The organism is Microbacterium schleiferi (genome assembly GCF_020781975.1).
Lineage (GTDB): Bacteria > Actinomycetota > Actinomycetes > Actinomycetales > Microbacteriaceae > Microbacterium.
On sequence record NZ_JAJGNI010000008.1, the window covers coordinates 1 to 18,215 of the forward strand.

Here is an 18,215-nt window from a genome sequence, read left to right on the forward strand (position 1 = left end):
CCTGCCGTCTTTCTGTTGTTTTTACCCCTGGGCGGTCCCTTTCGCGCCCCCCCGCCCGGCCGGGGGCCGGGCCCCCGGCGTGCCCCCGCACCGCCCAGTGACGAAGCAGCCGGTTCTTCTCGGCTCAGAGAGCGGGAATGGGGCTGCCCGTGGGCGCCGTGACGAGAGCGTGGGTCGGCAGGTTGTCTCGGTCGACGCGACGGCCGTCCTTGTAGACGTCGACGATCGAGCGGAGGTTCTCGCTGTCTGCGAGCGGGTCGGCATCGAGCAGCACGGCGTCGGCGACCTTGCCGGTCTCGATCGTTCCGTACAGATCGAGCTTGTTGTACGCCTCTGCCACGTTGTGCGTGAGCGACTGGATCGCGGCCATCGGCGAGAGGCCGCGTTGGCGAAGCGCCTTGATCCATGTGAAGTGGTCCTCGCCGATCGTCCACGGCCGATCCGCGTGCAGATCCTCACCGAGGTCGGCGAGCACGTCGTGGCTCGTGCATCCCGCGTCGGTCGCGATCATGAGGTTGGCGCCGGCTTCGATGAACTTCTTCTCGTTCTGCACGTGCTGCGGGCTGTTCAGCAGCCCCCACCAGTTCCCCTTGCTGAGCAGACGTCCGCTGTAGTCATCGGTCATCGGCTGCACGCCGACGCCGACGCGGTCGGCCGCGATCTTCTCGATGAGCTCATCCGGGATGACCAGGTTGTTCGTCCAGGTCGGGTGGATCATGACATCGGCGCCCATCTCGTAGGCGAGCTCGAGCGACTGCAGGGAGGTCGTGTGCGAGAGGAGGGGCAGTCCTGCGGCGTGGGTCTCTTCTGCCATCCAGTACAGCCACTTCTGGGGGAACGTGAGGTAGCTGGTGCGCCCCATCGCCTGCATGAGGTGATCGCTGACGGCGATCTTGACCATGTCGACACCGCGCGCGATGTAGTCGCGCAGCGCGCTGCGCGCGTCCGCTTCGCTCATCATCGTCAGCGCTCCGCCGACTCCGGCGGCGAAGAGCGCGTCCAGGCGGTCGGCGAACGTCGGCGAGATCGACTGACGAGCGCCGAAGTTCCCGTCCGGGCTGAACGGCCCGTTCAGCCCGACGATGTTTCCCGCGGCGAAGATGCGGGCTCCGACCGCCTCGCCGCGGTTGATCTGATCGCGCGCCTCGAGGATCGGCTCCGTCGCATCCCAGGTGGAGAAGACGGTGGTGACGCCGTTGCGAAGGCTGAGCTGGGTGCTCTCCTGCATGACCCGCGGGAAGGATCCCTCGTATCGCGCGAGATACTCGACACCGCCGATGCCCACCATCATGATGCCGTCGAGCAGGTGGACGTTCCCGTTCATGAAGCCGGGGAGCAGGTACTTGCCTGTGCCATCCACTTTCTTCACGTCGGCGGGCAGGTCTGCCGGCCCCGGGTAGACATCCGAGAACAGGCCGTCCTTCACGACGACTGTGGCGCCTACGACCGGGTCACCTCCTCGACCGTCGATCAGAGTGACATTGGAAAAGGCCAGAACGTCGGGCACGGTAGTTCCTCTCATCATTGAGCAACCGAATATTTGATGCGGTTGCGAAGGTGGCGTCCCTCTGAGTGGTGGAGTTTCTCATCACCGTGCGAGTTCAGCTTTGGTTGATTATGCCGCAGCGAGTTCTGGGATTGCGACCTCCTCTTCGGTGGCGTCGAGGAGCTTCATAGAGTGTTCGCTGATGATTCGTCCTGGGTTTGGTTCCGCTTCTTTTGGGAGGATGAATCATGCCCCGTCAGTTCCCGCCGGAGTTCCGGCAACGTGCGCTCAGGATGCTGGAGGAGGCGTTGCCTGAGCATGAGACCGAGTACGCCGCGATTCGTCATGTCGGCTCGAAGCTTGGAGTCGGACCGGAGACGTTGCGGAAATGGCGTCGCCGATCCGAGATCGACTCGGGTGCCCGTCCTGGCGTGACCAGCGAAGAGGCCGCGGAGATCAAGCGCCTCAAACGTGAGGTCGCCGAGTTGCGGCGCGCGAACGAGATTCTGCGAGCCGCGTCCGCGTTTTTCGCAGCGGAACTCGACCGCCCCACGACGAGATGATCCGGTTCATCAGTATGTTCCGGGAGCGTTTCGGGGTCGAGGCCATCTGCCGCACTCTGGGTGCGACAGAGTGTGGGTTCCTCACCGCCCGCGGATACCGGGCAGCGCAGACCAGGCCGCGATCCGCGCGGCGTCTGCGTGATGATCTTCTCGTGCCCGAGATCACCCGTCTGCATGCGGAGAACTACGGCGTCTACGGCGTCCGAAAGATGCATGCGCTGATGCGCCGGCAGGGCTGGACGATCGGTCGGGACCAGACTGGCCGGATCATGCGTCTGGCGGGTGTTGCGGGCGTGAAACGGTCGAAGAGAGCGTTCACGACCAAGGCCGACCCTGCCCAGCAACGCCCTGCCGACCTCGTGCAGCGTCGCTTCGACGCGCACGCGCCGTGCCGACTGTGGGTCGCGGACATCACATACGTCGCGACGTGGTCCGGGTTCGCGTATGTCGCGTTCGTGATCGATGTGTACTCGCGCCGCATCGTCGGGTGGAACGTCGCCGCCACGTTGAAGGCGGACATCCTGCCGCTGCAGGCGCTGAACATGGCTGCCTGGCAGGCCCGCGGCGACCTCACCGGACTGACGCACCACTCCGATCACGGGTCGAACTACATGTCGTTGGTCTACACCGATCGGATCGTCGAGCTCGGTGCAAAGCCCTCAACGGGAACAGTCGGCGACACCCTCTTAACCGGTTATTCGACCCGCGAGCCCAGGCGGCGACACGCCGGTGGGCGTCGCGTCCGTCGCGTGTGTGACGCACGGGTGCAACATGTGTCGCATGACGGACAAGGAAGTCCTGCGGCTCGAGCAGCGTGACGGCGAGTGGGTGCTCGCCGGTGAGCACGCCGCCCGGTTCGCGCTGGTGGACGAGTACCTCGCGCATCTGCTGGATCGGAACTACTCGCCGGCGACGGTGAGGTCCTACGGGTATGACCTGCTCGCGTTCTGCCGCTGGCTGTCCGGGCAGAACCGCCCGCTTGAGGAGGTCACGACCGATGATCTCCTCGGATTCCTGCGGGCATGTCGTGAAGCGACCCTGCCAGGCAGGCCGGGCCCGAACGTCGTCGGGATGGATGGCCGCCGGCTGGACCGATACGCGGCGACGACGATCAACCGTCGGCTCGCGGCGATCTCAGGGCTGTTCACGTATGCGGGACTGCGCGACCCGGCGAGGCGGAACCCGGTCCCGCGGGGCAGGGAAGCGCGCTGGCGGACGAGCGGGGAGCGGTCAGGGATGCTCGCTCACACCGTCCGGCGCCCGGTCGCGCGATCCGCGCTCAGGTTGCGGGAACCACGCCGGCTGCCGGTCGCACTGTCACCCCAGGACGCGGCGACGCTGGTGGGGAGTCTGCGGACCTGGCGGGATCGGGCGATCGCAGGGCTGATGCTGTGGTGCGGGCTGCGGTCGATGGAAGTCCTCGGCCTGCACGTGAAGGACGTCGACATCGGCGGCCGCTGGGTCACTGGCACCGGCAAGGGCGCGAAACAGCGCCGCGTCCCGCTGGACCCGGACGTCGCGTCGGTGATCGACGTCTATCTCCTCGCCGAACGCCCCGAGTCAGACTCCGAGTTCCTGTTCCTCGTCGGCAAAGGCCCGAACCGCGGCGGCCCGTTGACGGCGGCAGGGTTGCGGACGGTGTTCCGCTACCACCGGGGCCTGACCGGCGTGACCGGCGGGCACCCGCACGCGCTGCGTCACACGTTCGGAACAGTCCTCGCCGAGGCCGGCGTCGATCTCGCGGTGATGCAGGCCCTTCTCGGTCACGCGCATGTCGACACAACCGCCCGCTACGTCCACCTCGCTCCTGCTCACGTGAAAGCCCAGTTCGATGCGGCACGCGAACGCATCCGCTCTCAGCAGCGGTGACCCCGGGATCGCGTCGCTGCGAGGCGATGATCTCCGGGACGCGTATCTGCGTCACCTGACGGCGACCGGCCGAGGGAACCCGTCCTACGAGTGGGCTGCGCGACGGTTCTTCGAGTCCTGGCCGGACCCGCAGGACTGGGCGGCGACACCGCTTCAGCAGCGACTGTCGGCGGGGTCGGCAGCGCGTCCGGTGATCACGTTCCTGATGCTGCACGGCGGGTTGCGGCCGGGATACGACTACCTGCTTTCGAGGAAGCTGTCACCGCTCTGGCGGGAGATCCAGACCAGCCCGCTGCGGGCCGAGATCGACGGGTTCCTCGACGAGGCCGAACAGCTCGGGTTCACCGCCCGCACGCGGCTTGCGACAGGCTCCCAGGCGCCGATCCGGCTGCTGATCCAGACGGGAAAGCCGATGCGACAACTCACCGTCGATGACCTTCAGGAGTTCGCCGCGGCCTGCCGGGAACGCGAGCACGCGACGGGGATCTCGCATCGCCACTACTTCTCGGCGATCAGCATGGCGCACATGGTGCTGTTCCATCTCGGCGTCCTCGATTCCCCGCCACGGACCGGCGGCCCGGTCCCTTACGAGGAGCGGCTCGCCGAGGTCTCCGCCCCGTTGCGGGCGCAGCTGGTCGGCTATCTGGAACGCAAACGCGCGACCTGCGACCGCAAGACGGTCTCGGCGATGGCGACACGGTTGAAGCACTTCGGGGTGTTCCTCACCGACACCGACCCGACACTCACGTCGGTGAGGGATCTGGATCGGCGACGTCACGTCGAACCGTTCCTCGCGTCGCTGGTCGACGCGATCAGCGACAAGGACGGCGCCCCGATCAGCATCGGGGACCGCAACCGGCGGGTCGTCGCGGTCGCGACGTTCCTCCGCGACATCACCGAATGGGGCTGGGACGCAGCGCCACCTCGGAAGGTGCTGTTCCGCGACGACATCCCCAAGCTCCCGCAGGTGCTGCCCCGCTACCTCCCCATCGATGCCGACCGGCGACTCACCGCCGCTTTGACCGAGCATCCCGACAACGAGCTGGCCGCACTGGCGCTGCGGCTGCAACGCGCTTGCGGGCTGCGGATCGGGGAACTGCTCGACCTCGAGCTGGACTGCGTTCACGAGCTCGATGGGAACGGGGCATGGCTGAAGGTCCCGCTCGGCAAGCTCGCCACCGAACGCATGGTCCCTCTCGATCCTGAGACTCTCGAGGTGATCGACCGGGTCACCCAGATCCGCTCCCACGGCAGACCACTCCCGCACCCCCGCTACCGGCGACCCGCGCAGTTCCTGTTCACCTACCTCGGCCGCAGACTCACCCAGCAAGGCGTCCGCCGCGAACTCGATCACGCCACCGAGGTCGCCGGGCTCGGGCACGTCACCTCCCACCAGCTGCGACACACCTACGCGACCGCGCTGGTCAACGCCGGCGTCTCCCTGCAAGCCCTCATGGCCCTCCTCGGCCACCAGTCCGCGGAGATGAGCCTCCGCTACGGGCGCCTGTTCGACCACACCGTCCGCACTGAATACGAACGCGCCCTCGACCTCGCGAAACAGAACACCACCGCCCCCGCTGCCGGAGACACCGGCGGGCGCACCCAGCTGCCGCTCACGGCCATCACCGGCGGACGCGACTGGAAAGACGCCCCGCTGCTGAAGTCCCGCATGGCCGGCGGGTTCTGCCTCCGCGCCCCCGCGCAGGGAGCATGCAGCTACGCGAACATCTGCGAGCACTGCCCGTCCTACCGGTCCGAACCCTCCTCACTGCCGATCCTCGCCGCGCAACGCGTCGACGCCGACGCTCTCGCCCGCGACGCGGAACAACGAGGATGGATCGACGAGGCCGAACGCCACCAGAAGCTCATCGCCCGCCTCGACGCGCTCATCGCCGACACGGAGACACAGACCGGATGACCAGCACCACGCTGAACCAGATCGAACGAGCCTGCGCCGACCTCGCCCGAGACGGCCACCCGATCACGATCGCCGCGGTCGCCGAGCACGCCGGAATCTCCCGGTCCACGATCTACCGCAACCCCGAACTCCGCGCCATCATCGAGCACCACCAGCAGACCGCGCCGGACGGCAACATCACCGCGATCACCGACGAACTCGCAACTCTCCGACAAGCCGTCCATACCCTCGCCGACACCGTCCGCCACCACGACGCGCAACTCCGCCGACTCACCGCCGACTGACCGCATTACCCGGCCAAACCCAGCACCAAGGCCGATTAGCCGGATAAAGCTACGACAACTCCCTCGCCGAGGCCGTCAACGGGCTCTACAAGACCGAACTGATCCGCCGCCGAGGCCCGTGGCGCACGGTCGAGCAGGTCGAGCTCGCAACCCTCGAGTACGTGTGGTGGTGGAACAACGCGCGCCTGCACGGCGAGCTCGACTACCGCACCCCCGCCGAGATAGAGGCCGCGTACTACGCTGACCACGAAACCCCCGACCTAGCCACCGCTAGCCTCGGAAACCGATAGGAACAAAACCCAGGGCGAATCACTGAAGTAGCGGCGGTCGGCGCCGTCCCATTCGTCGTGTTGCTCGATGAGGACGTGCCCGGCGAGGCGCAGTAGCGCGGCCGGGTTGGGGAACGTGCCGACGACGTCGGTGCGACGTTTGATCTCCTTGTTCACTCGTTCGCGGGGGAGCGGTGGACCGTCACCGACATGCCTACTCGGCTCCGCGAATCGGTCTGGTCGACAACCTCGGGAGAGCGCCGGCCCGCGGCGGCTGGACTCTACGGGTGGCGCTTTCAAGCGACCAACGCTGCGGGGTTGTCCCGGGTGTTTGACGTGTATGGCGGCGACGGTGGCTGGCACGTTCATCACTGCTACGACTGATCCGCTTGCCGGAGTCACGGGTGGCTTCAGCGGAACAATCACACCGTCGAGGCTGGGCGACGGGTATGTCGTTCCGATCCGTTCGAGACCGATCGAGGCATCGGATGAACCCGCGACGATCTACTTATTCGCGGTGTCGACGAGGCCGGCGCCGTAGTCGAGATTGGGTGGCGTTCACGCGGGCGGCACCGTGCGATTCCGACCGCTGTCATCCTCAACGCCGTCATCGCCTGGACCCGGCAATTGTCAGACATGCCCTAGTTCGATAAGACCTCGGCGCGACACCATGACGTTGCTCACATAACCCCCAGTAGCTTGCTGCGCTTCTGTCTATCAGGTGAAGCGATCGGGGTCATGTCGGCTCTTTGGCGGACACCTATCGACTGCAGTCCAGAACCTCCGACGATAGCGAGAATGCGGGACCGGGTGGCGTCCCAGGGGTTGGTGTAGTTTCCCGGCTCGAGTGTCACGTCGTTGACGTGGTGAGCCATCGTGCGATGGTCAGTGAGAACTGTCTAGGAATCTCACGGAAGGACACAACGCACGATGGCTCTTGACCAGTCTGCCCTCCTCGAGCTGCTCGGGGAACTGAAACTCACCGATGTCACGGACCGGATCCGGGTCGCGACCGAGACGCTCTACCAGGAGCTGATCGACGCGGAAGCGGCCGCGTTCATCGGCGCCGCCCCGTATGAGCGCTCTGGCGCCCGCGTCGCGCAACGCAATGGCACCCGACCTCGACCGTTGCTGACAACGGCCGGCGAGCTTGATCTGCGGATCCCGAAGCTGCGGGTCGGGTCGTTCTTCCCGTCGCTGCTGGAACGCCGCCGCCGGGTCGACCAGGCGTTGTTCGCGGTGGTGATGGAGGCGTACGTCCACGGCGTCTCGACCCGCAAAGTCGATGATCTGGTGAAGGCGCTCGGCGCCGACACTGGCATCAGCAAGTCGGAGGTGTCGCGGATCTGCGCGAACCTCGACGAGGACGTTGCCGCGTTCCGGGGCCGGCCCCTCGCGGACACGACCTACCCGTACGTGTTCCTCGACGCGACATACTCGACCCTGACGACTTCACCGACGCGCAAGCCATCGCCGCGATCGAACGCATCACCCGAGGCAACTTTCGCCTCCTCGAACGGCTCTTCCCTCAGATCAACCGGGTACTCAAGATCAACCAGCTCGACACCATCACCGACGACGTCATCGAAGCCGCCGCCAGCATCCTCGTCATCGGCAATTAGCGACACAAAGCGATCACAGAACACCGCCAAAGAGCGGCAAACTCCACAGGGGAGAGGACGAAAAACACCAGTCGTCCCAGAACCGGGCCGGCTTGCGGGCCGAGGAGGTTGATCCGGCCGATCACGTATCCGACGGCGATCGCGAGGCCGATAACCGCGAACCCGGTGGCGGCGTTCAGCACGAAAGGTCCGGAGCTCGCATCGTTCCACGCTACCGCCGCCGTTCGCGAGCACCAGTCACGCGGCCGCGTCAGGACTGACCGGAACGAAAGATCTGCACGCTCGTGGCGCGGCCGCGTTCGCTGAGGATGAGCGCGAGGACACCGAGTCCGATTGTGCTCGCAAGGCTCGTGAGCGCCCCGAGGAGAGCCGCGACGTCGGCCAGCGCCTGCTGCGGGAGTGCGAGGGTCGCGAACATGGCCTGGGTGATGACGCCCACAAGGACGCTCAGACCGAGCACCCAGAGTGGCGCCCACCGCCACGGAGACGGAACGATGCGGGTCCGCGCGATCTGGACGGTTGCGATGATGCCGGCGGCGAGCGGCATCAGCAGATGGAGGTAGCCGAAGACGACGTACGTCGGCGGAACCGAATCTGGAGTAGCGAAGCCGCCGCTCGGCGTCAGCGCGTCGAAGACGATGCGGGCGGCGACCTGCCACCAGGCGAGGATCAGGATCGCGACGAGGCCCAACGGCCTGCGCGCTACGACGCTTTCGTATCGCGTGCGTCCCACTGCGAACACTGTCACGCCAACGCTCCACGTGAGTTCGGCGATCACAGCAAGCGCGGGAGTCAGTGAGGAACCCAGCGCGATCTCGCGCATCATGACAAGCACTCCGGAGAGGATGAGCGCGCTGCCACCGATTGTCCACGTCAGGTTTCGTCGCCGCATCCGTCGATGCCTAACCAGACGGCGTTCACGACGACGGACGGCCCCGTACAGTCGATCCCGAGAGCAGTATCCGATAATGCACATTATGTCAGCTCGGAGAGAACCGCGTGCTCCTGTCGCAGCCGGACATCCGATACCCGCTCCCCGACGGTGAGAAACCGCCGCGGCTCAGGCGTGCTCGTGCTCTGAATCCGAATCCATGAGCATGCCCACCGAGGTTGCACAGGAATCGCCTCGCCAGGCCTCGACTCCCTCTCGCACGGCGAACGCTGCGATCACCAGTCCGGCTATCGCGTCAGCCCACCACCAGCCCAGTGTGCTGTTCAGGATGAGCCCGCCCAAAACCGCAGCCGACACATACGTACAGATGAGCGTCTGCTTGGAATCGGCTACCGCCGTCGCGGAGCCGAGCTCGCGACCGGCTCGCCGTTCGAACAGTGAGAGGAACGGCATGATGATGACGCTCAACGCGGTAATCGCAATACCCAGCGGACTGTCGTTTGGCTCGGCGCGCACAATGAGTGCGAGCGTCGACGTGGTGATGACGTAGGCAGCCAGCGCGAAGAACGCCACGGCGATGACTCGCAGCGTTCCGGCCTCCCACCGCTCCGGATCGCGGCGGGTGAATTGCCACGCGACCGCTGCTGCGGACAGGACTTCGATGATCGAGTCCAACCCGAACGCGATGAGCGCGCCGGATGACGCGTCGTGGCCTGCGGCGATCGCTACGGTCGCTTCGATCGCGTTGTAACCGATGGTGGCTGCCACGATCCAGCGCACGCGTCGATGAAGTGTGTCGCGCCGCTGCTCTGAGAGAGACGCGATCGTCATGCGCAGGTGCACCCCGCCCCTGTGCAGCAGTCAGGCTCGACGGCCAGGGTGACGTGCAGAAGCTCCCCCAACGCCGAGGTGAGGTGCTCTTCTGTCAGGCGGTATGACGCTCGCCGACCCTCGGAAACCGCCTCTACGAGTCCGCAGCCGCGCAGACATGCGAGCTGATTCGACATCACCTGTCGCGACACACCGAGCGTCACAGCGAGGTCTGACGGATAGGCCGGGCCGTTCCGCAGCGCCAGGAGGACGCCCGCGCGCGTCGAGTCCGCCAGCGCGTGGCCGAGGCGTGACAACGCCGCGGTGTGCGTTCGAGTTGCAGTCAGCACTCCGAAATAGTACACGACTACGTGAACTAATCTCACACACAACCGGCTCGCTCGTGTTCGTGATCGCGGGACTGCGAGGTTGGCCTCGTTCTATCGGGTGTGGTGTATGACGCGGAGGGGCGTGTCAGACACCGACCGTCGAGACGCCCATCCCGGCCCAGATTTCGCTCCCGTCAACCGGCGCCTCGGCACTGAGCGTGTCGGGAGCGGATATCTACCTCGGCGACGGCGCGAGCGGAATCTGGCAGACCAGCGGTGCCCAGGACCCGCAGGTCATGGCCAGCATCAGCAAGATCATCACCGCCCTCGTCGTGCTCGAAAAGTACCCGCTGGCCGACGCGTCCGATCCCGGACCGACCATCACGTTCTCGAAGGCCGACCACGACCTCTACGACCAGTACTACGTGCGCGGCGCGACGATCGCGGCGATGCCGACAGGGACCAGGATGTCGCTGCATGACGCCCTGGCCACGATGCTCATTCCGTCAGCGAGCAACTACGCCGAGGCCATCAGTAGGTGGGCCTTCGGCTCGATATCCGGGTTCCGCGCGGCGGCGCGCGATTGGCTCCAGGCGCATGGTCTGGCTGGCACGACGGTCGTCGAGCCGACGGGCCTGGACTCTCAGAACGTCAGCACGCCGACCGATCTGGTCGCTATCGCAAAGCTTGCAGTAGCGAACCCCACGATCGCTGCGATCGTGGGAACACCGTCGGTCACGATCCCCGGGCCGGGGTCCCTGCAGAACACGAACGCCTTGCTGGGCGTAGACGGCGTCACGGGGATGAAGACCGGAAACCTCGGGTACGGCACCTACGCATTCCTGTTCACAGCCAGTATGGACATCGAAGGCATGCACCTCGATGTCACAGGCGCAATCCAGGGTGGTGCGACACGGGAGTCTGTCAACGCGGATGTGCTCCGCATGATCGACAGCATCCGTCGCGGCTTCCACGATGTTCCGGTCGCACTCGCGGGTGACCACATCGGCACGGTCACGGCACCGTGGGGTGGAACCACCGAGGTCGTGATCTCGCGCGACGTCGATTCTTCACCTGGTCCGACACACCGATTTCCGTGGAGGTCACCATGGCTGACCCGACGGAGTTCGCGACGGGCGACGTCGTGGGTCAGATCGCCTGGACCGCCGGTCCTCACACGGAGCGCGCTGACCTCATCGTGACCGAGTCAATTGACCCTCCCGCTGATTGGTGGCGACTGACGCACCCTGCGGAGCTGATCGGGCGCTAACCCTCTAGGAGCCTGTCGCGCAGCTCCCCAGGATCAGAGGCCCGCGCCGTCGTCGGTCGTGCTCGTGCTGCGGCGATCCACGCGCTCCTGCGTTGCGGGATCGACGCTCGACCGAGTCACAGTTTCGGTCTGGCGCCGCCGCGCCAACAGAATGATCCCGAACAGGAACACGAGAACACCGGCGCCCATCAGGATGTAGCCGACGAGGTCAAGGTTGATCCACTCGACCTCGACGTTCACGGCGAAAGCCAAGATCGCGCCGATCACGAACAGCACGATGCCGGTACCAATACTCATGGAGCGTCCCTTTCGTCAGTGCGGCAGAAGCCACACCCAACACCTTGGTGGACGCACCGCACGGTCGAAAGCGCCTTGACACTAGATTCCGGATGTGGCATATGGCCGCATCCGGGCGGAGTCACATGAACCAGCCGCTGTTGCGCACGGTTCTGTCTTGGAACTGATGCTGAGCCGCGGCACGCGCTCGCCCAACAGCTTCCTGCGCTTCGCGACCCTCTTTCGCCTCGGAGAACGAGACGGGCTTACGGACAAAGAGGCGAGTCAGCCGGTTCCAGAACGTCATCATCGCCACCCCCTTGTGCCCCACGATAGACCAGCTCACGCCGCTTCGGGCTCGATCGTCACCCAATCCCCGAACTTCGGTACCCGGCCATCACCCGATGACGTGCCCGTCAGCCGTCGACGAACCCACGGACCAACGTGCGCGCGATAGTACGCCAATCCTCGAACGGCGTCGGCAGTGGACTGCGCGGGCATCGACCACCACTCCCCTGGTGCTGGATGACCCAGGGCACCGAGGAGGCGTGCAGCCACCCGGTGATGCCCGCGAGAGTTCATATGGAGGCGGTCCGCAGACCAGAACGATGGATGCGACAACTCGCGATCCGGCCAGTTGAGGGCACGGACGACATCCGGACGGTCGGCGATTCGTGCCACGACTGCTCGGGAGAGGTCGTCCCCACGGCGTTGGATGAGCGAGCGGAAGGGCAGCTGAGCCGACGGGTTGGCGCCCGAGAGCAAAACCAGGCGAACCCCTTCCTCATCACACCGGCGCAGCACGGTGCTGAAAGCATCCGCGATGCTCGCGATCGTCGTGCGGGGCCGCAGCATGTCGTTGCCGCCGCCGTTGAACGAGAGGTGCGTCGGTCGAAGAGCCAGCGCCGGCTCCAGTTGCTCTTCGACGATCGGCCACGCAAGCTTGCCGCGGATAGCAAGGTTCGCGTACGAAATCGGAGCGCCGAGCGCGTTCGCCCAGCCGAGAGCGGTGAGGTCCGCCCATCCGCGCACAGTGCCATCAGGCAGCTCGTCGCCGACGCCTTCGGAAAAGGAGTCACCGATGGCGACATAGCGGATCTCGTGCACTCCCCTAGCCTACGGTCGCCTCTTGCTGCCGGTCTGCGGCCTCCGCGATCATCTCGCGCGCCATCGGGATGACCTTCGTGCCGTACAGCTCGATCGAGCGCATCAGCTTGTCGTGCCCGAGTGTGCCGTTCGAGTACTTCAGATCGAACCGGTCAATGCCGAGCGCCAAGACAGTGTCGGCGATCTTGCGTGCCACCCGATCGGGAGATCCGGAATAGACCGCTCCCCCGGCTCCGACATCGTGCTGGAAGCGCATGCGGCTATAGGGCGGCCACCCACGTTCGGCTCCGATGCGGTTATTCATCGCTTCGAACGCGGGGTAGGCCTGTTCCCACGCCTGCTCATCGGTATCGGCGATATGACCCGGCGAGTGGACACCGACGGGCCTGCGATCGTGCCCAAAGGAGGCCAGCGACCGGTGGAAGAGCTCGACGTAGGGTGCGAAGCGCTCAGCCGGCCCGCCGATGATCGCGAGCATGAGGCCGAAGCCGTACCGCGCTGTCCGGACGACGGACTCCGGTGATCCGCCGACACCAACCCAGGTCGTGAGGCCGGAGCCCTCGGTCTTCGGGTAGACATCCGCGTTCGTAAGCGCGGCGCGGGTCGTGCCCGACCACGTGACCGGGCGCTCCTGGCGCAAGAGAGAAAACAGTTCGAGCTTCTCCTCGAAGAGGGCCTCATAATCCTTCAGGTCGTACCCGAACAGGGGGAAAGACTCGATGAAGGAGCCCCGGCCCACTAACACCTCGGCACGCCCGTTCGAGATGGCATCCAGGGTCGCGAACCGCTCGTAGACCCGCACCGGATCGTCTGAAGACAGAACGGTGACGGCAGTGCCGAGATGGATGTCGCGGGTTCGGCCAGCGATGGCCGCGAGCACGATCTCGGGGCTCGACACTGCAAAATCGGGGCGGTGGTGCTCCCCCACCCCGATGAACGAGATGCCGAGCTCGTCGGCGAGGACAGCCTGGTCGACGAGATTTCGCAGCGTCTGTGCATCCGAAAGGGGTGCTCCACTCTCATCGACAGTGACATCACCGAAGGTATCGAGACCGAACTGAATCATGACGGCATCCTTTCCATGCACTTGCATAGAACCATACGATTCCGGTCCCTATTCCGATCCTCAGGTCAGCAACGCCGCACGCAGCGTATCGAGCCCGACGCCACCGATGTCGAGCGCGCGCTTGTGGAAGGCCTTGATGTCGAAAGCATCACCCTGCTGCTCGGCAACCGTGTCGCGCAGTTGCTCCCAGATTCGCTGGCCGACCTTGTAGGACGGTGCTTGGCCCGGCCAGCCCAGGTAGCGGTTCACCTCGAACTGAATGAACTCATCCGACATGTTCACGTTGCGGCGCATGAAGGCGAGAGCGTAGTCGTGGTCCCACACGCCGTCGCCGTCCAAGCGGGGCTTGCCGAGGTGCACACCGATGTCCAACACGACGCGCGCCGCGCGCATCCGCTGGCCATCGAGCATGCCGAGCCGGTCGGCGGGGTCATCGAGGTAGCCGAGCTGCTCCATGAGTCTCTCGGCGTAGAGCGCCCAGCCCTCCGCGTGGCCCGAGGTGCCGGCCAGCAGACGCCGCCACGAGTTGAGCTGTGCCCGGTTGTAGACGGCCTGCGCGATCTGCAGGTGGTGACCGGGAACGCCCTCGTGGTAAACGGTCGTCAGCTCCCGCCACGTGTCGAAGTCCTCGACACCCTCGGGCACTGACCACCACATGCGCCCGGGGCGTGAGAAGTCGTCGGTCGGCCCGGTGTAATAGATCCCGCCCTCCTTAGTGGGCGCAATCATGCACTCGAGCGTGCGGATCGGCTCGGGAATGTCGAAGTGCGTCTCCCCGAGCTCCGCCACGGCATGATCGCTCGTCTGCTGCATCCATCTCTGCAGCGCCTCGGTACCGTGAAGCTTTCGCGAGGCATCCTTCTCGAGGAAGGCGACAGCCTCCTCGACGCTCGCGCCGGAAAGGATCTCGCCGGCGATCTCTTCTTGCTCAGCCACCATGCGGGCGAGCTCTTCGATACCCCACTCGTAGGTCTCGTCGAGGTCGATGGCAGCGCCGAGGAAGCGTCGAGAGTGCAGCGCGTAGAGGTCGCGGCCAACGCCATCCTGTTCGGGAGCGACGGGGCCGACCTCGCCGGCAAGCACGTCGGCGAGCTCCTCGTACGCCACGCGGGCAGCACCGGCTGCGTCGGACAATTCGCGCGCGAGGGATGCCGGAAGCTGCCCGTCGGAGGGCGCTGCCTCAGCGGCGAACTCCGCGAAGAAGCCACGGTCACTCGTGTACCGACCGATCTGCGTCACGACCTCGCGCACCTGCCGCTGTGCAGGGACAACCCCTGCCGACACGCCGGCGCGGAGCGTTTCGATGTAGCCGCGCACCGCTTCGGGGACCGCCCCCAGGCGCGTCGCGATGACCGACCATTCGTCGGCGGTGTCGGTGGGCATGAGATCGAAGACCGCGCGGATGTCCTGCGGCGGCGAGGCGATCACGTTCAGGTCGCGAAGATGCCACTGGGCGTCGTGGAGCTCAAGGTCGAGTTCCAGCTCGCGGGTGAGGTCTGCTTTCGTGACTCTGTCGATGTCGTCAACAGGCTCTTCGGCGCGAAGCGCGGCAAGGGTCTTGCGGGCTTCGACGGCGAGTGCGTCAGCGCCGGCGGGCGAGTAGTCGCCGTAGCGTGCATTGTGCTCAGAGCGACCGATGTAGGTGGCGAGAGTGGGGACACGCTCCGCGAGCGTGTCGACCCACGCATCTGCGATCGCGTCGATGGGCGTGGCAGATCGAGGAGCTTCAGTCATGCGTTCGAGCCTAGCCAGAACAGGCGGTCAGTGCCCGGCAAGATTCCAGTCGCCGCCGCGGCCGACTTCGACATCCAGCGGTACGGAGAGTGTCGCCGCGTCAGCCATTCTCTGCCTGACGATCTCTTCAGCCCGGTCCCACTCCCCCGGCGCGACCTCGACCACGAGTTCGTCGTGGATCTGCAGCAGCACCCGCGAACGTAGATCGCTGTCGCGGAGGTCCTGGTGGATGCGGAACAGCGCGATTTTCATGATGTCGGCAGCGCTGCCCTGGATGGGAGCATTGAGCGCAGCGCGCTCGGCGTTCTCGCGCAGAACCCGGTTGGGGCTGGTGAGGTCAGGGAAGGGGCGACGACGGCCGAAAATCGTCTCGGTGTACCCGTCGATCCGCGCCTTCTCGACTGACGCTCGGAGGTAGTCGCGCACCGCACCGAATCGCGCGAAGTACTCCATCATGAGCTGTTTGGCCTCGGCCTGTTCGATGCGAAGCTGCTTGGACAGCCCGAAGGCTGAAAGGCCGTAGACGAGGCCGTACGACATGGCCTTGACCTTCGTCCGCATCTGTGGAGTGACATCGCCGGGGTCCACACCGAACACGCGCGCGCCCACGAAGCGGTGCAGGTCCTCACCGGAGTTGAAGGCCTCGATAAGCCCGGGGTCCTCCGACAGGTGCGCCATGATGCGCATTTCGATCTGCGAGTAGTCAGCGGTCAGGAGGGTGTCGTAGCCGTCACCGACGACGAAGGCCGAACGGATGCGTCGACTGTCCTCGGTCCGAATCGGAATGTTCTGCAGGTTGGGGTCGGTGCTCGAGAGGCGCCCCGTCTGGCTTCCCGTCTGCACGTAGGTGGTGTGAATGCGACCGTCGGCGCCGATCGCGGCATCCAGCGACTCGATGATCTGCCGGAGCTTCGTCGCTTCGCGATGTTGGAGAAGCAGACCGAGGAACGGATGCGGATTGGTCTCTTGCAGATCGGCCAGGACCGCGGCATCCGTCGAATACCCGGTCTTGGTCTTGCGCGTCTTGGGGAGCCCGAGTTCTTCGAACAGCACCTCTTGGAGCTGCTTCGGAGAGCCGAGGTTGACTTCACGGCCGATCGTCTCGAACGCCTCGGCGGCAATCGCGTCGGCGCGGGTGCCGAGTTCTGCCGAGAACCCGGCGAGCGTCTCGTGCGAGACCGCCACCCCGTCCAGCTCCATGTCGACGAGTGCGTCGAGCGTCGGAAGCTCGATCTCGCGGAGCACGCCGGCGAGGTCGTCCGGCAGTTCAGCCCGCAGCGCGTCTGCGACTCGCAGCGTGAACCATGACAGCTGTCCGGGAGTGGCCCCTTCGGTCTCGGGAATCAGCTGCGTCGGATCGGCCTCGGGGAGCTTTTCTCCCAGGTATCGGTCGACGAGATCTCCGAGTGTTTTGTCGGGGAAGCTCGGACGAAGAAGCCACCCGGCCAGCGCAGTGTCGAACGCGACTCCCCCCACGGTGATGCCCGCCCGGCGCAACATCTTGATCTGCGGCTTGGCGTCGGCGAACACCTTCGGGCTATCGGATGCAAACCAGCTCGAGAGGCGTGCTGCGGACTCCGTCGTCCAGGTCGTCTCGACGACATCGTCGCCTCGCGCGAATCCGAGGCGGGCGGGCAGGGATGCCGAGTTCGCTCCCCCTGCACCGGCAATGACAGTGACCGCGACCTCATCCCCGCCACTCGCCAGCCAGGCAGCCGCAGCATCAGCGTCAACCTCTGTGGCTGCGGGGAGTTGCACCGCCGGCGCCGAATCCGCGGGTTCCTCGCCACCCAAAGCATCGAAGACTCGGGGCAGCAGGGTACGAAACTCCAAGCGCGCGAAGATGTCGCGAATGCCCTGTGCGTCCATACCGGTGACAGCGAGCTCGTCGGGGCCGACCGGCAGTTCGACGTCGCGCAACAACCGATTCAGCGCCCGGTTGCGCTTGACGTCATCGAGGTGCTCCCGCAGGTTGTTGCCCACCACTCCCGTGACACGGTCGGCGTTCTCGAGCAGCTCGTCGAGGGTGCCGAACTGGGTGAGCCACTTCACCGCGGTCTTCTCCCCCACCTTCGGGACGCCGGGAAGGTTGTCGCTGGTCTCGCCGACCAGAGCCGCGATGTCAGGGTATTGCTCAGGGGAGACGCCGTAACGCTCGCGCACGGCTTCGGGGTCGTACCGCTTGAGCTGGGACACTCCCTGCACGCTCGGGTAGAGGAGTGTGATGCGCTCATCAACGAGCTGGATCGTGTCGCGGTCGCCTGAGCAGACCAGCACGGTGTAGCCGGCCTCGGCGCCGCGGGTGGCGAGCGTGGCGAGGATGTCGTCGGCTTCGATGTCTTCTTGCTGGAGCACCGTGATGTTCATGGCACGCAGGCAGTCCTGCAGCAGAGGGATCTGCCCCTGGAACTCCTTGGGCGTCTCGGCGCGATTGGCCTTGTATTCCGCATACTCACGGGTACGGAACGACTGGCGCGAGGTGTCGAAGGCGACGGCGACGTGCGTGGGCTTTTCGGCTTTCAGCAGGTTTACGAACATCGACAGGAAACCGTAGATCCCGTTGGTGTGCTGCCCGTCTTTGGTTGTGAAGTTCTCGACGGGGAGGGCGAAAAACGCCCGAAAGGCCAGCGAATGGCCGTCGACGACCAGGAGGGTAGGCTTCGAGGAGTCCGTCACTCTGTCAGCCTACCCACGGCTTCCGACAGCACTTCTCCCGAGGG

At 65.7% G+C, this 18,215-nt stretch carries 16 protein-coding genes and 4 pseudogenes; 9 read left to right on the forward strand and 11 right to left on the reverse strand.

All coding sequences use genetic code 11. The features are described 5' to 3' along the window. Window positions 1-124: 124 nt before the first annotated feature. Window positions 125-1,507, reverse strand: a complete 1,383-nt coding sequence (locus LL236_RS10405) for an amidohydrolase family protein (protein WP_228178684.1) — start codon at window positions 1,505-1,507, stop codon at window positions 125-127. A gap of 227 nt (window positions 1,508-1,734) precedes the next feature. Here LL236_RS10405 and LL236_RS10410 point away from each other — a divergent pair, with 227 nt between their 5' ends. The 6 genes and pseudogenes from LL236_RS10410 to LL236_RS10435 form a co-directional block, all read left to right on the forward strand. Then, window positions 1,735-2,049, forward strand: a complete 315-nt coding sequence (locus LL236_RS10410) for a transposase (protein WP_228178685.1) — start codon at window positions 1,735-1,737, stop codon at window positions 2,047-2,049. 14 nt (window positions 2,050-2,063) lie between these two features. Beyond that, window positions 2,064-2,867, forward strand: a complete 804-nt coding sequence (locus tag LL236_RS10415; protein WP_267189771.1) for an IS3 family transposase — start codon at window positions 2,064-2,066, stop codon at window positions 2,865-2,867. Then, window positions 2,830-3,918: a tyrosine-type recombinase/integrase gene (locus tag LL236_RS10420; RefSeq protein WP_228178687.1), complete on the forward strand. Its 1,089-nt coding sequence runs from the start codon at window positions 2,830-2,832 to the stop codon at window positions 3,916-3,918. The genes LL236_RS10415 and LL236_RS10420 overlap by 38 nt, the downstream gene beginning before the upstream one ends. After that, a complete protein-coding gene (locus tag LL236_RS10425; RefSeq protein ID WP_228178688.1) occupies window positions 3,881-5,836 on the forward strand; it encodes a site-specific integrase in 1,956 nt (651 codons plus the stop codon). The genes LL236_RS10420 and LL236_RS10425 overlap by 38 nt, the downstream gene beginning before the upstream one ends. Next, window positions 5,833-6,120 carry a DUF6262 family protein gene (locus LL236_RS10430; protein WP_228178689.1) on the forward strand — a complete coding sequence of 96 codons (288 nt, stop codon included), beginning with the start codon at window positions 5,833-5,835 and terminating at the stop codon, window positions 6,118-6,120. The genes LL236_RS10425 and LL236_RS10430 overlap by 4 nt, the downstream gene beginning before the upstream one ends. A 47-nt stretch (window positions 6,121-6,167) precedes the next feature. Next, window positions 6,168-6,410, forward strand: a pseudogene (locus tag LL236_RS10435) (IS3 family transposase); the annotation flags it as partial. Here LL236_RS10435 and LL236_RS10440 read toward each other — a convergent pair. Then, window positions 6,381-6,578, reverse strand: a pseudogene (locus LL236_RS10440) (transposase); the annotation flags it as partial. The pseudogenes LL236_RS10435 and LL236_RS10440 overlap by 30 nt on opposite strands. A 741-nt stretch (window positions 6,579-7,319) precedes the next feature. Here LL236_RS10440 and LL236_RS10445 point away from each other — a divergent pair. Together LL236_RS10445 and LL236_RS10450 are read left to right on the forward strand one after the other, a co-directional pair. Next, window positions 7,320-7,826, forward strand: a pseudogene (locus tag LL236_RS10445) (transposase); the annotation flags it as partial. Then, window positions 7,826-8,011 (forward strand): annotated as a pseudogene (locus tag LL236_RS10450) (AAA family ATPase); the annotation flags it as partial. The pseudogenes LL236_RS10445 and LL236_RS10450, both read left to right, overlap by 1 nt. Window positions 8,012-8,261: 250 nt before the next feature. Here the strand turns inward: LL236_RS10450 and LL236_RS10460 are convergent. The 3 genes from LL236_RS10460 to LL236_RS10470 form a co-directional block, all read right to left on the reverse strand. Beyond that, on the reverse strand, window positions 8,262-8,903 hold the full coding sequence (locus LL236_RS10460; protein WP_228178690.1) for a hypothetical protein: 642 nt from the start codon (window positions 8,901-8,903) through the stop codon (window positions 8,262-8,264). Between the two features lie 168 nt (window positions 8,904-9,071). Further along, on the reverse strand, window positions 9,072-9,734 hold the full coding sequence (locus tag LL236_RS10465; protein ID WP_228178691.1) for a cation diffusion facilitator family transporter: 663 nt from the start codon (window positions 9,732-9,734) through the stop codon (window positions 9,072-9,074). Further along, window positions 9,731-10,063 carry an ArsR/SmtB family transcription factor gene (locus LL236_RS10470; protein WP_308017261.1) on the reverse strand — a complete coding sequence of 111 codons (333 nt, stop codon included), beginning with the start codon at window positions 10,061-10,063 and terminating at the stop codon, window positions 9,731-9,733. Before LL236_RS10470 ends, LL236_RS10465 begins: the two co-directional genes overlap by 4 nt. A 197-nt stretch (window positions 10,064-10,260) precedes the next feature. On the opposite strand from LL236_RS10470, the gene LL236_RS10475 reads away from it, so the two are divergent. Further along, window positions 10,261-11,244, forward strand: a complete 984-nt coding sequence (locus LL236_RS10475; protein WP_228178692.1) for a D-alanyl-D-alanine carboxypeptidase family protein — start codon at window positions 10,261-10,263, stop codon at window positions 11,242-11,244. A 101-nt stretch (window positions 11,245-11,345) separates the two neighbouring features. On the opposite strand, the gene LL236_RS10480 is transcribed toward LL236_RS10475, so the two are convergent. From LL236_RS10480 to polA, 6 genes are all read right to left on the reverse strand, one after another. Beyond that, window positions 11,346-11,609 carry a DUF6458 family protein gene (locus LL236_RS10480; protein ID WP_228178693.1) on the reverse strand — a complete coding sequence of 88 codons (264 nt, stop codon included), beginning with the start codon at window positions 11,607-11,609 and terminating at the stop codon, window positions 11,346-11,348. Between the two features lie 121 nt (window positions 11,610-11,730). Then, on the reverse strand, window positions 11,731-11,934 hold the full coding sequence (locus tag LL236_RS10485; RefSeq protein ID WP_228178694.1) for a hypothetical protein: 204 nt from the start codon (window positions 11,932-11,934) through the stop codon (window positions 11,731-11,733). Next, window positions 11,931-12,695 (reverse strand): SGNH/GDSL hydrolase family protein, encoded by a 765-nt coding sequence (locus LL236_RS10490; RefSeq protein WP_228178695.1) that lies wholly within the window; start codon window positions 12,693-12,695, stop codon window positions 11,931-11,933. The genes LL236_RS10485 and LL236_RS10490 overlap by 4 nt, the downstream gene beginning before the upstream one ends. Before the next feature lie 4 nt (window positions 12,696-12,699). Then, on the reverse strand, window positions 12,700-13,761 hold the full coding sequence (locus tag LL236_RS10495) for an LLM class flavin-dependent oxidoreductase (protein WP_228178696.1): 1,062 nt from the start codon (window positions 13,759-13,761) through the stop codon (window positions 12,700-12,702). Between the two features lie 60 nt (window positions 13,762-13,821). After that, a complete protein-coding gene (locus LL236_RS10500; protein WP_228178697.1) occupies window positions 13,822-15,495 on the reverse strand; it encodes a DUF885 domain-containing protein in 1,674 nt (557 codons plus the stop codon). Window positions 15,496-15,522: 27 nt separating this feature from the next. Beyond that, on the reverse strand, window positions 15,523-18,171 hold the full coding sequence (polA, locus tag LL236_RS10505; RefSeq protein ID WP_228178698.1) for a DNA polymerase I: 2,649 nt from the start codon (window positions 18,169-18,171) through the stop codon (window positions 15,523-15,525). Between the last annotated feature and the right edge of the window lie 44 nt (window positions 18,172-18,215).

Excerpts from the sequence above, each read along its gene's own strand:
- LL236_RS10410 (WP_228178685.1), top strand. The coding sequence starts at position 1,735 with ATGCCCCGTCAGTTCCCGCCGGAGTTCCGGCAACGTGCGCTCAGGATG.
- LL236_RS10415 (WP_267189771.1), top strand. The coding sequence starts at position 2,064 with ATGTTCCGGGAGCGTTTCGGGGTCGAGGCCATCTGCCGCACTCTGGGT.
- LL236_RS10420 (WP_228178687.1), top strand. The coding sequence starts at position 2,830 with ATGACGGACAAGGAAGTCCTGCGGCTCGAGCAGCGTGACGGCGAGTGG.
- LL236_RS10425 (WP_228178688.1), top strand. The coding sequence starts at position 3,881 with ATGCGGCACGCGAACGCATCCGCTCTCAGCAGCGGTGACCCCGGGATC.
- LL236_RS10430 (WP_228178689.1), top strand. The coding sequence starts at position 5,833 with ATGACCAGCACCACGCTGAACCAGATCGAACGAGCCTGCGCCGACCTC.
- LL236_RS10460 (WP_228178690.1), bottom strand. The coding sequence starts at position 8,903 with ATGCGGCGACGAAACCTGACGTGGACAATCGGTGGCAGCGCGCTCATC.
- LL236_RS10465 (WP_228178691.1), bottom strand. The coding sequence starts at position 9,734 with ATGACGATCGCGTCTCTCTCAGAGCAGCGGCGCGACACACTTCATCGA.
- LL236_RS10480 (WP_228178693.1), bottom strand. The coding sequence starts at position 11,609 with ATGAGTATTGGTACCGGCATCGTGCTGTTCGTGATCGGCGCGATCTTG.
- LL236_RS10495 (WP_228178696.1), bottom strand. The coding sequence starts at position 13,761 with ATGATTCAGTTCGGTCTCGATACCTTCGGTGATGTCACTGTCGATGAG.
- LL236_RS10500 (WP_228178697.1), bottom strand. The coding sequence starts at position 15,495 with ATGACTGAAGCTCCTCGATCTGCCACGCCCATCGACGCGATCGCAGAT.